General features: G+C 58.4%; 15 protein-coding genes. 2 read left to right on the top strand and 13 right to left on the bottom strand.

Annotated elements, in window-relative coordinates; all coding sequences use genetic code 11:
* Positions 1–17: 17 nt before the first annotated feature.
* The 10 genes from tolQ to AACY31_RS09135 form a co-directional block, all read right to left on the bottom strand.
* The gene (tolQ, locus tag AACY31_RS09180) at positions 18–713 is read right to left on the bottom strand and encodes a protein TolQ (protein ID WP_339475530.1); all 696 of its coding nucleotides are present in this window, start codon (positions 711–713) and stop codon (positions 18–20) included.
* The gene (ybgC, locus tag AACY31_RS09175; RefSeq protein WP_123415693.1) at positions 703–1170 is read right to left on the bottom strand and encodes a tol-pal system-associated acyl-CoA thioesterase; all 468 of its coding nucleotides are present in this window, start codon (positions 1168–1170) and stop codon (positions 703–705) included. Before ybgC ends, tolQ begins: the two co-directional genes overlap by 11 nt.
* Positions 1171–1298: 128 nt before the next feature.
* Positions 1299–2360 (bottom strand): Holliday junction branch migration DNA helicase RuvB, encoded by a 1062-nt coding sequence (gene ruvB / locus AACY31_RS09170; protein WP_339475537.1) that lies wholly within the window; start codon positions 2358–2360, stop codon positions 1299–1301.
* On the bottom strand, positions 2361–2969 hold the full coding sequence (gene ruvA / locus AACY31_RS09165) for a Holliday junction branch migration protein RuvA (protein ID WP_339475539.1): 609 nt from the start codon (positions 2967–2969) through the stop codon (positions 2361–2363).
* Between the two features lie 113 nt (positions 2970–3082).
* Positions 3083–3607, bottom strand: a complete 525-nt coding sequence (ruvC, locus tag AACY31_RS09160; protein WP_014339919.1) for a crossover junction endodeoxyribonuclease RuvC — start codon at positions 3605–3607, stop codon at positions 3083–3085.
* A gap of 363 nt (positions 3608–3970) precedes the next feature.
* The gene (locus AACY31_RS09155; RefSeq protein WP_039591693.1) at positions 3971–4717 is read right to left on the bottom strand and encodes a YebC/PmpR family DNA-binding transcriptional regulator; all 747 of its coding nucleotides are present in this window, start codon (positions 4715–4717) and stop codon (positions 3971–3973) included.
* A gap of 121 nt (positions 4718–4838) precedes the next feature.
* Positions 4839–6614 (bottom strand): aspartate--tRNA ligase, encoded by a 1776-nt coding sequence (gene aspS, locus AACY31_RS09150; RefSeq protein WP_339504356.1) that lies wholly within the window; start codon positions 6612–6614, stop codon positions 4839–4841.
* Positions 6615–6689: 75 nt separating this feature from the next.
* Positions 6690–6911, bottom strand: a complete 222-nt coding sequence (locus tag AACY31_RS09145) for an FmdB family zinc ribbon protein (protein ID WP_003178589.1) — start codon at positions 6909–6911, stop codon at positions 6690–6692.
* 245 nt (positions 6912–7156) lie between these two features.
* Positions 7157–7498, bottom strand: a complete 342-nt coding sequence (locus tag AACY31_RS09140) for a ribbon-helix-helix domain-containing protein (protein ID WP_339504354.1) — start codon at positions 7496–7498, stop codon at positions 7157–7159.
* Positions 7499–7703: 205 nt separating this feature from the next.
* Positions 7704–8177 (bottom strand): Dps family protein, encoded by a 474-nt coding sequence (locus AACY31_RS09135; RefSeq protein WP_014339923.1) that lies wholly within the window; start codon positions 8175–8177, stop codon positions 7704–7706.
* Positions 8178–8571: 394 nt separating this feature from the next.
* Here AACY31_RS09135 and AACY31_RS09130 point away from each other — a divergent pair, with 394 nt between their 5' ends.
* Positions 8572–9177 (top strand): cold-shock protein, encoded by a 606-nt coding sequence (locus tag AACY31_RS09130; RefSeq protein WP_339492038.1) that lies wholly within the window; start codon positions 8572–8574, stop codon positions 9175–9177.
* A 77-nt stretch (positions 9178–9254) separates the two neighbouring features.
* Here the strand turns inward: AACY31_RS09130 and AACY31_RS09125 are convergent, their stop codons facing one another.
* Entirely contained in the window at positions 9255–9461 is a 207-nt protein-coding gene (locus AACY31_RS09125) for a SlyX family protein (protein WP_053124626.1), read from the bottom strand.
* 3 nt (positions 9462–9464) lie between these two features.
* Positions 9465–9890 carry an HIT family protein gene (locus tag AACY31_RS09120; protein WP_339492042.1) on the bottom strand — a complete coding sequence of 142 codons (426 nt, stop codon included), beginning with the start codon at positions 9888–9890 and terminating at the stop codon, positions 9465–9467.
* An 887-nt stretch (positions 9891–10777) separates the two neighbouring features.
* Here AACY31_RS09120 and AACY31_RS09115 point away from each other — a divergent pair.
* Entirely contained in the window at positions 10778–12040 is a 1263-nt protein-coding gene (locus tag AACY31_RS09115; protein ID WP_339504353.1) for an OprD family porin, read from the top strand.
* 148 nt (positions 12041–12188) lie between these two features.
* Here the strand turns inward: AACY31_RS09115 and AACY31_RS09110 are convergent, their stop codons facing one another.
* Positions 12189–13031, bottom strand: a complete 843-nt coding sequence (locus tag AACY31_RS09110) for a mechanosensitive ion channel family protein (RefSeq protein WP_339504352.1) — start codon at positions 13029–13031, stop codon at positions 12189–12191.
* Positions 13032–13239: the final 208 nt, after the last annotated feature.

Below are 13239 nucleotides of genomic sequence, written 5' to 3'. Positions count from 1 at the left end.
CATTGGGAAATACCTGCTTATTCTTCGCTGGTGTGCACTTTGCGGTGCAGGATCGCCTGGAATTCATCGGCGAAGGTGTAGTAGCGGCCGGTCAGCGTTTCGCTGCGAGCAGCGAAGCGGTTGTAGGCGATCACGGCCGGAATGGCCGCGAACAGGCCGATGGCGGTGGCGATCAACGCCTCGGCGATACCCGGGGCCACGGTGGCCAGGGTCGCTTGTTGGGCAGAGGCCAGGCCGCGGAAGGAGTTCATGATCCCCCATACGGTACCGAACAGGCCGATGTACGGGCTGACCGAACCAACGGTGGCGAGGAACGACAGACCCTGTTCGAGTTTTTCTTCCTCGCGGGAGATGGCCACGCGCATGGCGCGGGCCACGCCTTCCATCACCGCTTCCGGGTCAACGCCTGGCTGCTGGCGCAGACGGGAGAATTCCTTGAAGCCGGCACGGAAGATCTGTTCCACGCCCGAATCCGGGTCCGGGTTGCTCCCGGCCTGACGGTAGAGCTTGGACAAGTCGATGCCGGACCAGAAGCGCTCTTCAAAGCTCTCCAGGGCACGGCGACCGGCGCGCAGCATGTTGCTGCGCTGAAAAATCATGATCCATGAGGTCACCGATGCGGCTACCAGGATCAGCATTACCAACTGCACCACGACGCTGGCATTGCTGACCAAGCTCCACATGGAGGTATGGTCGACGACGTTAGCTTCCACGCTTTATCTCCTGCTCTGAGTGTGTACCCGCGCCGCTCACGCCGGCAAAGGCCGCACGTAGAGTTTCGGGAATGGCCCGGGGTTTCAAACTATGGGTGCGCACACAGGCCACCAAAAACTGCCCTTCACAGAGCAGCACGTTATCCGTCGCCCGCCTGACCTGCTGCTTGAAACGCAGGCTGACACGGTTTAATTCGATGACATCGGCACTGACCAGAAGCTCGTCGTCCAATCGCGCCGGCGCGTGGTAACGCGCTTCGCTGGAATGCACGACAAATAACAGGTCCTCCCCTGCCAGCGCGGATTGGGCAAAACCCAGTTCCCGCAGCCGTTCGGTTCGAGCCCGTTCCATAAACTTGAGGTAATTGACGTAGTAAACGATGCCGCCAGCATCGGTGTCCTCGTAATAAACGCGACAGCGATGTGCGAACGACTCCAGCCCGTTTTGCGCGCGCATACTCTAGTGCTTACTCCTCAGGTTGCCAATCAGCCAGGCAACTGTTTTTTTCATTCTCGAACGCATTGACGCTCCAGGCGTCGTCTGGGACAGCACGAACTGGAAAAAAGTCGGCGAACAGAGCTCGTTCAATCGTCCACGGCATCGAGAAACTCGTCTACCACCGGCATTTCACCCATTCGTGTCGGGATGTTTAAGCCAAAATGCAAATAAGCATGACGGGTCACCACGCGCCCGCGAGGGGTACGCATGATGTAGCCCTGCTGGATCAGGTACGGTTCCAGCACATCTTCAATGGTGTGACGCTCTTCGCTGATGGCCGCGGCCAGGCTGTCCACGCCCACCGGGCCACCGTCGAACTTCTCGATCATGGTCAGCAGCAGGCGCCGGTCCTGGTGATCGAAACCACGCTCGTCGATGTCCAGCAGATTCAACGCCAGGTCGGCAATCGGCTTGGTGATATGGCCCTTGGCCCGGACTTCGGCAAAATCCCGGACCCGGCGCAGCAGACGGTTGGCGATCCGCGGCGTACCCCGGGCACGACGGGCGATCTCATACGCACCGTCCGGGTCCAGCGGCAACCCGAGGATGCCCGCCGAGCGGCTGACAATCGTCGCCAGATCGGCGTTGTTGTAGAACTCCAGGCGCTGGACGATACCGAAACGGTCCCGCAACGGGTTCGTCAGCATGCCCGCGCGGGTGGTGGCACCCACCAGGGTGAAGGGCGGCAGGTCGAGCTTGATGGAGCGTGCGGCCGGCCCTTCACCGATCATGATGTCGAGTTGAAAATCTTCCATGGCCGGATACAGCACTTCCTCGACGATCGGCGACAGTCGATGGATTTCGTCGATGAAAAGCACGTCATGGGGCTCTAGGTTGGTCAGCAGTGCCGCCAGGTCCCCCGGCCTTTCGAGGACCGGCCCCGACGTGCTCTTGATCGAGACACCCATTTCCTGGGCAATGATGTTGGCCAGGGTGGTCTTGCCCAGGCCCGGCGGGCCGAAGATCAAAGTGTGGTCCAGGGACTCGCTGCGCCCACGGGCGGCCTGGATAAACAACTCCATCTGCTCGCGCACGGTCGCTTGACCGATGTAGTCGGCCAGGCTGACAGGACGAATCGCCCGGTCCTGGATTTCCTCGCGGTCACGGGGCGCGCCCGTGGCGGCGATCAGACGATCAGCTTCAATCACTTAAATCATTCCCTTCAGGGCACGACGAATCATGTCTTCAGTGCTCAGGCCTTTTTCCTTGATGGCGGAAATCGCCTTGCTGGCTTCCTGCGGCTTGTAGCCCAGGGAGATCAGTGCAGTGACCGCATCGTTTTCGGCGCCGGCCGCAGACTCAGGCGCGTCCGGCTGGTTCGGCACCAGGGCGAACATGGCCGGCACCGCCTCCCAGGCCTTGAAGCGGTCCTTGAGTTCGACCAGCAGGCGCTCGGCGGTTTTCTTGCCCACACCCGGCACCTTGGTCAAGGCCGAGGTGTCCTGGGACTGCACACAACGCACCAATTCATCGACTTCCAGGCTCGACATCAAGGCCAGGGCCAGTTTCGGGCCGACGCCATTGAGACGGATCAGCTCGCGAAAGAAGTCCCGCTCGCGCTTGCCAACGAAGCCATAGAGTAACTGCGCATCCTCGCGCACGACCAAATGGGTATGCAGGGTCAGCGGCTCGCCGACCGACGGCAAGCGATACAACGTGGTCATGGGCACCTCCAGCTCGTAGCCCAGGCCGTTTACATCCAGAATCAGGTGCGGCGGCTGTTTTTCAGCCAGGGTGCCGCGCAAGCGTCCAATCACGTTTCAGATCCTTGGGTGTTGGCCAGCCGCTGGCTGGCGAATATCGACACGAGCATAAAGGCCGACGACACAGGCACAACTTACTCGGGCTCATGAATGAAGCGCTGATGCTATCAGAGACGCAGGCGCCCGCCACGACTGCGTGCGGTTCCCAGGCCGTGAGGCAACAGACTGGAACGGGTATGGGCATGGCAAATGGCGATGGCCAGGGCGTCGGAGGCATCGATCTGCGGCTTGCTGACCAGTTTCAACAGGTGCATCACCATCATTTGCACCTGCTCCTTGTTCGCCGCCCCGGTGCCGACGACCGCCTGCTTGACCTGGGTCGCGGTGTACTCGGCGATCTCCAGGTTTTCCTCGGCGCCCGCCACAATGGCCGCGCCCCGGGCCTGCCCCAGCTTCAGGGCCGAATCGGCGTTGCGCGCCATGAAGACCCGTTCGATGCCCATGGTGACCGGTCCGTAGGTCTGGATGACTTCGCGTACACCGCGATAAACGATCTGCAAACGCTCGTGCAGCTCACCCGCACCGGTGCGAATGCAACCAGAGGCGACGTACACACAGCCGCGCCCGGTATCGCGAACCACACCGTAGCCGGTGATGCGCGAACCGGGGTCAATACCAAGGATTAAAGTCATAACACCTGCGAAAGGTAATGCGGGTTACAAGAGGATACAGCTCATCAAAGGCTTGCAGTGAATCCGTGGCGAGAGAGCCAGCTCCCGCCGAGCTACGCAGGAGCTGTGTAGACCCCGTTTAGGCGCTGTGTAGGACCCGTATAGGAGCCGTGCAGGAGCTGTGTAGGAGCTGTCGAGTGCAACGAGGCTGCGATCTTTCCCCAGACACTTGAATCTCAAGCGAAAGATCAAGATCAAGATCAAGATCAAGATCAAGATCAAGATCAAAAGATCGCAGGCTTCGCCAGCTCCTACAGGTTCAAGCGGGAGCTGGCTCCTTCGCCACGATGATCTCAAACACACTTCAGTGCAGCATTTCGCCCGTCAGCCCAACTGTTCAGCCACCGACTCCGGAATATCGGCGTTGGAATAAACGTTCTGCACGTCATCCAGGTCTTCCAGCATGTCGATCAGCTTGAGCACCTTCTCGGCGCCTTCCAGGTCCAGTTCGGCACTGGTCGTTGGCTGCATGACGATTTCTGCGTCGGCGGGCTTGAAACCGGCCGCTTCCAGAGCGTTGCGCACGGCATAGAAGCTGGCGAACGACGTGAACACGTCGAACGAACCGTCTTCATGACCGACCACGTCATCAGCGTCGGCCTCCAGCGCCGCCTCCGTCAGGGCATCTTCATCGAGGCCCGGCGCGAAGCTGATTTGCCCCTTGCGCTCGAACAGATAGGCCACCGAGCCGTCCGTGCCCAGGTTGCCGCCGCACTTGCTGAACGCGTGACGCACGGCGGCGGCAGTACGGTTGCGGTTGTCGGTCATGCATTCGACCATCACCGCCACGCCTCCCGGGCCATAACCTTCGTAGGTCAGCTCTTCAACGTTGTCAGCCTCGGTCGCACCTGCGCCACGGGCGATCGCCCGGTCGATGATGTCACGGCTCATGTTGGCACCCAGCGCCTTGTCCAGGGCCAGGCGCAAGCGCGGGTTGGAACCTGGGTCGCCGCCACCCTGGCGGGCCGCGACCGTCAGCTCACGGATCCACTTGGTGAAAATCTTGCCTCTCTTGGCATCCTGACGTTCTTTGCGGTGCTTGATGTTCGCCCACTTGGAATGACCTGCCATAACTCGCTCCGGTTTTTCTTTGAAACATTGCCCGCCGTGCGCTTGCGCAACCGCCGGCAACCAGAAATATCGACCCCAATGAAAAGGCGCATCCGAAGATGCGCCCTCTCAGGTGCCAGCCTTACTCAGCCTTTGGCTGTTCACGCAGACGGATGTGCAACTCGCGCAGCGCCTTGGCATCCACCACACCCGGCGCCTGGGTCATGACATCGGCCGCGCTCTGTGTTTTCGGGAACGCGATCACTTCACGGATCGACTGGGCGCCCGTCATCAGCATCACCAGGCGGTCCAGGCCGAAGGCCAGGCCACCGTGGGGCGGTGCACCGTATTTCAGGGCGTCAAGCAGGAAGCCGAACTTCTCTTCCTGCTCGGCTTCGTCGATGCCCAGCAAGCGGAACACCGCCTGTTGCATTTCCTTGCGATGGATACGGATCGAACCACCGCCCAGCTCGGTGCCGTTCAGGACCATGTCGTAAGCGCGCGACAGAGCGGTGGCCGGGTTGACCTCCAACTCTTGCGGCGAGCACTTCGGCGCGGTGAACGGGTGGTGCAGCGCGGAGAAGCTGCCGTCGTCGTTTTCTTCGAACATCGGGAAGTCAACGACCCACATTGGTGCCCACTCGCAGGTCAGCAGCTTCAGGTCGTGACCCAGCTTGATGCGCAGCGCGCCCAAGGCCTCGCTGACGATCTTGGCCTTGTCGGCGCCGAAGAACACGATGTCGCCGTCAACCGCGCCCACGCGATCGAGGATCACATTGAGGCTGGCCTCAGGGATGTTTTTCACGATCGGCGATTGCAGGCCATCAACACCCGCGGCGCGCTCGTTGACCTTGATGTAGGCCAGCCCCTTGGCGCCGTAGATGCCGACGAACTTGGTGTAGTCGTCGATCTGCTTGCGCGGCATGCTGGCCCCGCCAGGAACGCGCAGGGCCGCAATGCGGCATTTCGGGTCGTTGGCCGGGCCGCTGAACACCTTGAACTCGACGTCCTTGAGCTGGTCAGCCACGTCCACCAGCTCCAACGGGTTACGCAGGTCTGGCTTGTCGGAACCGTAGCGGCGCATGGCCTCTTCGAAGGTCATGTGCGGGAACTCGCCGAATTCCAGACCCAGCACTTCCTTGAACAGGTTGCGGATCATGCCTTCGGTCAGGCCCATGATATCTTTTTCGTCGAGGAAGCTGGTCTCGATATCGATCTGAGTGAACTCAGGCTGACGGTCGGCACGCAGGTCTTCGTCGCGGAAGCACTTGGCGATCTGGTAGTAGCGGTCGAAACCGGCCACCATCAGCAGTTGCTTGAACAGCTGCGGCGATTGCGGCAGGGCAAAGAAGCTGCCGGGGTGGGTACGGCTCGGCACCAGGTAGTCGCGGGCGCCTTCCGGCGTGGCACGGGTCAGGATCGGCGTCTCGACATCGAGGAAGCCGTTCTCGTCCAGATAACGACGGATGCTGGTGGTCATGCGCGAACGCAGGCGCAGCTTCTCGGCCATTTCCGGGCGACGCAGGTCGATGAAGCGGTAACGCAGGCGGGTTTCTTCGCCCACATCGGAGTATTCGTTGAGTGGAAACGGCGGGGTTTCCGATTCGTTGAGCACTTCCAGCTCGTAGCCCAGCACTTCGATCATGCCAGATGTCATGTTGGCGTTGCCGGCGCCGGCCGGACGCAGGCGCACCTTGCCGGTGACCTTGACCACATATTCGCTGCGCACGCGGTCGGCGGCGGCGAAAGTTTCAGCGCGGTCCGGATCGAACACCACCTGGGCCAGGCCTTCACGATCACGGATATCGAGGAAAATCACCCCGCCATGGTCACGGCGACGATGGACCCATCCGCAAAGAGTAACTTCCTGGCCTTCCAGGCTTTCGTTCAGTTGGCCGCAATAATGGCTGCGCATCATGGTAGTGGTTTCACTTCTCGTAATTCGAAATTCGGTTGGAGGACCTGCCCGTGCAAGCACTCGCGCGTGTTCAACTCAATCAGCTTTGTCGCCACCGGCCAAATTCTTCTTGGCGCCGGTCTTGAAGTCGGTTTCATACCAGCCTGTGCCACCGAGGCGGAAACCAGGCATGGACAGCATCTTTTTCAGTTCTGGCGCCTGACAGGCAGGGCAGTCGACCAGCGGTGCCGCGCTGATCTTTTGAATGGCTTCCATCTGATGACCACAGGAAGCACATTGATAGTCGTACATCGGCATGGGGTTGTCTCGGCGATCAGGTTACTCGCGCAAAGGCGAGGCTTTGCGGCAAAGAGCGGGATTATATCCATTAAATGCGGCCTGTGCAGCCGTAAGACCGCACGGTCATTGCCGAATAAATAGATGCTGCGTAGGAGCCGCGTAGGAGCTGACGAGTGCAACGAGGCTGCGATCTTGCCCCAGACACTTGTGTCGCAAGCGAAAAATCAAGATCAAGATCAAAAGATCGCAGCCTTCGGCAGCTCCTACGCCGCACCATGGTCCACCCCGGCGTCCTTCAAACTGTGCACCACGCATACCACACGCACCAGCGCGCTGAAGTTGCGCACCCCGCCATGACGCAGGTGTACCTCCCTGTCCACATAGGACAGCAACGTACTGATGGAGCAGTTGTTGAGCTGAGCCATGTCGCCGAGGATATCCCAATAGACTTGCTCCAGCCGCAGACAGGTGGCGAACCCGTTCAGACGAATGGATCGAGCCAGGGGACGCACCAGTTGCATATCGAACCCCCTGACGAACGGATCGACGCTGATGGACTGAAAACGCCCATGCACACCCTCCCCCGGTTCTTTTCCTTGAATCATACCGTTGACACTCCTTTGCCATACGAACCTCTCAGTTGGAACAATCCATCTGTGGCTCTATGGAAGCTCAACGGCATCGCCAGTTCCAGACGACTTTATGACCATGGGCGTAGGACAAGCCAACAGCAGGCCGGCGACGAATTACTCCGTCCTACACGCCGCGCGCAGGGAATGCTGCCCACACCACGTCATCACCTGCCTGGGGCTACTGCCCCTCCAGCAACGCGCGCAGCATCCACGCGGTCTTTTCGTGAACTTGCATGCGCTGCGTCAGCAGGTCGGCGGTGGGCTCATCGCTGACCTTGTCCAATAAAGGAAAGATGCCGCGGGCCGTACGCGTCACCGCCTCCTGGCCTTCGACCAGTTGCCGGATCATGTCTTCGGCGCCAGGCACGCCCTCCTCTTCTTTAATAGAAGACAAGCGCGCGTACACCGAGTAGGCCCCCGGGGCCGGGAAACCCAGGGCGCGGATTCGCTCGGCAATCAGGTCCACCGCCAGGGCCAGCTCGTTGTATTGCTCCTCGAACATCAGGTGCAGGGTCCGAAACATCGGACCCGTGACGTTCCAGTGGAAATTGTGGGTCTTGAGATACAGCACATAGGTGTCCGACAGCAGGCGCGAAAGCCCGTCGACGATGGACTTGCGGTCTTCTTCACTGATACCGATATCAATTGCCATGGTGGTTGATCTCCTGACGGTGATGAATTCGACAACGCCCCCAACTCTAGTGGTTTTGGCGGCCTATGGCCTGCGACAGATCGCCAGCCCTCCTGAACCGACAAGCCGGGACAGCGGGCAGTTCCGCCCATCAGGGGAATTCAACGCCGCTTGCCCGGCGCCTTCAAGCACCCGCAGGGCTTTTCTGGCCGACGAACAGTGCGGCACGTGCCCGTAACGCGTTTGAGAAGGCCGTGGCTTTGCTGTTAAATAGGCAGTGTGTCGCTACGCTTATTTTCCCGGGTGTGGCGCATAGGCTGATTCGGGTACGTGTCCAACGCCTCTCATTGTTTCGAAGCGAACCGCCCCCGACCAGCTCTTCCTTGTGATCTGTCTTAACCGTGAGCCAATCAAAATGTTGAAAATCGTCCACTTGCTAATGGGCGCAGCTGCCCTGCTGCTGTCCTTCATCCCTAGCCTGGGTTCCGAAGCCACACCTTACCTGCAACACCCCGATGCACTGTACCTGGCCTTTTTCGGCCTGCTCAACCTGACCCTTGCACCCGTCATCCCTTACTGGAACAAGGGTCCACGTCACCAACTGCAAAACCTGGTCAGCGCCCTGCTGGTGCTGGCCGTTGCCCTGCAAACCCTGGCCCTGCTGGCGCCAATGCCGGAAATCGGCGGTCAACCAGCCATTCTGTTCAGCCTGGGCGCGGCACTGCTCGCCGTGGCACTGCACCTGGCCGTCAGCTTCTACAAGAAGTCGGCGCCGGTCGCCGCTGCGCAGAACTACGACATGTCCAACCGCGATACCGGCACGGTGAAGTGGTTCAACACGTCCAAAGGGTTCGGCTTCATCTCCCGCGACTCCGGCGATGACATCTTCGTGCATTTCCGGGCCATTCGTGGCGAAGGCCATCGCGTCTTGGTGGAAGGCCAGCGCGTGGAGTTCTCCGTGATGAACCGCGACAAGGGTCTGCAGGCCGAAGATGTGATCGCCGCGCTGCCGCGCCGCTGATCCAAGCGTAAAAAAACCGCGATACAGCCTGGCTGCTCGCGGTTTTTTATTGCCCGTCAAACGGGAGTCCGGCCCAATTAGTAGTGAGGAGGCGGCGCCTCTTCTTCGAACGATTCGAATTGCCCAGCCATTTCTTCCTGGCGCTTGAGCAACGCCGCCATCTGCAACTGCAGGCGCTCGACAACCCGCTGCTGCGCCACAAGCACATCGTTCAATGCCTGGATAGTGTCATCCTGGAACGCCAGGCGGCTTTCCAGATCGGTTACACGGTCTTCAAGGTTCATGGTTCAGCCCTCCAGAAACTTGAAATCATCGGTCAAGGCCACTCGCAACCGTTCACGAATGGCCGTGACCTGCCCTTCATTATAAGCCTGGGCAGGGTGCTTGCCCCAGACCGGCGCAGGCCAGGCGACATCATCACGCTTGCGCACGATGACATGCATGTGCAATTGACTGACAACGTTACCCAAGGTTGCAACGTTCATCTTGTCGGCATCGAACGAATCCTTGAGGGTTTCGGCCAGCGCCGTGGTTTCTTTCCACAGCTGCTGTTGATCAGCGTCATCCAACTGAAACAATTCGCTGATATCTTCCCGCCGCGGTACAAGAATGAACCACGGGTAATTCGAATCGTTGGACAAGAGCAACCGGCACAGTGGGAAATCACCGATGGGCAATGTGTCTTGTTGCAGTCGTGGATCTAAAGCGAACACCGCGCGTACTCCTCGCTCGTTATCGGTTCTGCCCGGTTTGGCGGCCCGCAGGCCTGCATCGGACTCAGAGGCGCAGCATACCCGCGAACGCCGGATCGATCACTGCGTACTGTCCTGATGCTCGACTTCGAATGTTTTTTTCAACACCCGGCATCAACCCGTGCAAGCTGGCGCACCAACACAGCGCAAGCACCCCGATAGGGTCTCGACAGGACCGTTCCAGGGCACAGGCACAGCATCGAGGCTGTAAATTTTTCGTACAGCTTAAAAATTTTTTGCACCAAAACAGCACAGCACGTCTACGCTTCAGTGCACAAAGCATCCGTGATTTACTCACTGGGTAGGGTGAACCGGTAACATTTTTGGTTGTCTCGCCACGTTTGTCGGTGCTGAACACGAGCAGCACACGGGAGTCAACCCTATTTAAAACAAGGCCTTTGGAGCCCGGTTTCATGAGGTTTCACCGCGTCAATCGGTAGAATGTGAAAAAAATGTAAACGAAATCCGGGTTTGAGCATGCTTGTTGCATTCATCCCCACACTGTCCGAAGGGCCCGCCGGAAGCGAGCACCTGCCGACACACAAATTAAAGTGGCAAGGCTGCCCACAGGAGCTTCAAACGCGGTAATGACGGACTCTTTACACCGATGCCGGAAAAAGAAAAACAACCTTAGAGTTGTGAATACGGTTGCGTCGGAATAGCTGAAATGCGACATGGATCGAGCCATTGGCGACATGGTCGTAAAGAAGCTGAAAGGTTGAATGGGCAAGTATCGCCAATAATGTCGGCGTGATATAAGTTTGCGCCGACACAAAAAGAAAGAGCCGCCCAGATAAAAAACAGGTGGGACGGCAGTACTCTTCTAAAAACCAAAGGAGCAAATCACGATGCGCGTGATGAAGTGGAGCATGATCGCACTGGCTGTATCGGCCAGCGTTTCGCAGTTCGCAATGGCCTCTTCCCAGGAAGAATCCAAGGGCTTTTTTGAAGATCAGAGCCTGAATGTTCTGAGCCGTATGCTGTACATGAATCGTGATTTCAAGAACAACCCAAGCTCTTCACAAAGCTATCGTGAAGAAACAGGCCTTGCCGTGCGTGCAACGTACGAGTCTGGCTTCACCCAAGGTACCGTTGGTTTCGGTGTGGACGCCTTGGTCAACAGCATGATCAAACTGGACAGCGGCCGTGGCCGTACCGGTAATGGCATGTTCGGCGCCGATAGCGAAGGCCGGCCAGAAGATACCCAATCGATCGGCGGCGGCGCAGTCAAGTTCCGTATCTCCGACACCGTTCTGAAATACGGCAGCCAATACGTTGCCAGCCCTGTCTTCTCCACCGATGACAGCCGTCTGCTTCCAGAAGTCGCCACCGGTACTTTGATCACCAGCAAGGAAATCAAAGGTCTGGAACTGAGCGCTGGTCGGTTTACCGCGATCAGCGGACAGAATCACATGGGGCACGACAGCATCAACGGCACGGGCCTGAAATCCGCTGACATCGCTGGTGCAACCTATCAATTCACCGACAATTTTGTAGCCGGTGTAGCCGCTTCGGATATCGAAGACTACTACAAAAAGAAATACATCAACCTGAACTATACCCTGCCGATTAACGAAGATCAGTCCCTGAACTTCGACTTCAACGGCTATGATACAAAGAGCCAAGGTCAGGAACTCAGCGGTGACGTTGACAACCGCATCTGGTCCCTTGCAGCAGCCTACAGCATCGGTGCTCACAAATTCACCTTGGCCCACCAGCGCTCCAGTGGCTCCAGTGGTTACGCCTACGGTGCTGACGGCAATGGCACTATCTTCCTCGCCAACTCAATCCAGTACTCCGACTTCAACGGTGAGGACGAGCGTTCCTGGCAAGCTCGCTACGACCTGAACATGAAGACTTATGGCGTCCCTGGCCTGAGCTTCATGACTCGTTACGTTACCGGTGACAACATCGAAACTGGCGGTGAGGAAGGTAAAGAGCACGAGTGGGACTTCGAAACCAAGTACGTTATGCAGAGCGGCCCAGCCAAAGATCTGTCGTTCCGTGTTCGTAGCGCGTTCTACCGTGCCAATACCTCTTACAACGGCATCAACGGCAACGACAACAACGACTTCCGCTTCATCGTCGAATACCCACTGAGCATCTTGTAATTCAGTGCTAACTCGATAGCTGCACCGTAACAAACAAAAACCGCTCACCTGATTCAGGTGAGCGGTTTTTTTGTGCTTACGGCATGCCAGTTTAAAGCAGCTTTGTAATTAGCAAGCTAACTAACAATAATCCCATACAGTCAAAACGTTACTGTGCAGCACCTTCGTGGACCATACGAATAACACGTTGTGGGAACGGAATATCAATCCCCGCGTCCTTCAAACGATCGCGCGCCTGTTCATTGAGCATGAACATGACATCCCAATAATCAGCCGTCTTGACCCATATCCGCAGTGACACAGTGATAGAGCTGTCGCCCAAGGTAGAAATCACTGCTTGCGGGGCCGGATCAGCCAGCACACGCTCATCCTTGGCCAGCGCCAGCAACACTTCCCGGGCTTTTTGCAGGTCGGCCTGGTAATCCACGCCGACATCAAACACCACCTTGCGGGTCGGCTGGCGATTGGTGTTGGTGATGATGCCGTTCGAGAGATTGCCGTTGGGCACGATGACGGTTTTGTTATCACCGGTGCGAATCACGGTGTGGAAGATCTGGATGCTGTCCACCGTACCGGCCACACCCTGGGCTTCGATCCAGTCACCGATGCGGAACGGACGGAACAGCAGGATCAGCACGCCGCCGGCGAAGTTCGCCAGGCTGCCCTGCAAGGCCAGGCCAATCGCCAGGCCGGCGGCACCGATGGCGGCGACGAACGAGGTGGTTTCCACACCGATCATCGAAGCGACGCTGACCATCAGCAATATTTTCAGGATGACGTTGGCCAAGGTACTGATAAACCCTTGCAGTGCCAGGTCGGCGTTACGCAGGGCCAGCAGCGCGCCCAGTTTGCGTGTCACTTTGTTGATCAACCACCAGCCAATGGCCAGGGTGATGACCGCCAGCAGCACGCGGCTGCCGTATTCCATGATCATGGGGACCCAGGCCTGGGAAGCCCTGACCAGGTTGTCCACTTCAGCATTCAAGTCCATCTAACTCTCCTTATTTCTGTTGCACGCGGCATCTCTGACGAAGAAACCTGGGAGCTGCGTAGAAGCCCCATATAGAAGCCCTGTAGATACCGTCTTGCCCCTCATCGAGCAAGGGCAAATTTTGGGTCAAATGGCTGACCCGATTTGAGAACGGCGTAAACGAAATGTAGTAGCTTGCGCATCGCTGCACAGATGATCTGCTTGGGGG

It is taken from the genome of Pseudomonas sp. RL_105y_Pfl2_101 (assembly GCF_963970585.1).
Classification (GTDB): Bacteria; Pseudomonadota; Gammaproteobacteria; order Pseudomonadales; family Pseudomonadaceae; genus Aquipseudomonas.
The sequence above is the reverse complement of the archived record's forward strand: the minus strand, read 5'-3'. Positions and strand labels throughout refer to the sequence as shown.

Coding starts and splice junctions, on each gene's coding strand:
- ybgC (WP_123415693.1), bottom strand. CDS start 1,170: ATGCGCGCGCAAAACGGGCTGGAGTCGTTCGCACATCGCTGTCGCGTT.
- ruvC (WP_014339919.1), bottom strand. CDS start 3,607: ATGACTTTAATCCTTGGTATTGACCCCGGTTCGCGCATCACCGGCTAC.
- AACY31_RS09155 (WP_039591693.1), bottom strand. CDS start 4,717: ATGGCAGGTCATTCCAAGTGGGCGAACATCAAGCACCGCAAAGAACGT.
- aspS (WP_339504356.1), bottom strand. CDS start 6,614: ATGATGCGCAGCCATTATTGCGGCCAACTGAACGAAAGCCTGGAAGGC.
- AACY31_RS09145 (WP_003178589.1), bottom strand. CDS start 6,911: ATGCCGATGTACGACTATCAATGTGCTTCCTGTGGTCATCAGATGGAA.
- AACY31_RS09140 (WP_339504354.1), bottom strand. CDS start 7,498: ATGATTCAAGGAAAAGAACCGGGGGAGGGTGTGCATGGGCGTTTTCAG.
- AACY31_RS09135 (WP_014339923.1), bottom strand. CDS start 8,177: ATGGCAATTGATATCGGTATCAGTGAAGAAGACCGCAAGTCCATCGTC.
- AACY31_RS09130 (WP_339492038.1), top strand. CDS start 8,572: ATGTTGAAAATCGTCCACTTGCTAATGGGCGCAGCTGCCCTGCTGCTG.
- AACY31_RS09125 (WP_053124626.1), bottom strand. CDS start 9,461: ATGAACCTTGAAGACCGTGTAACCGATCTGGAAAGCCGCCTGGCGTTC.
- AACY31_RS09115 (WP_339504353.1), top strand. CDS start 10,778: ATGCGCGTGATGAAGTGGAGCATGATCGCACTGGCTGTATCGGCCAGC.
- AACY31_RS09110 (WP_339504352.1), bottom strand. CDS start 13,031: ATGGACTTGAATGCTGAAGTGGACAACCTGGTCAGGGCTTCCCAGGCC.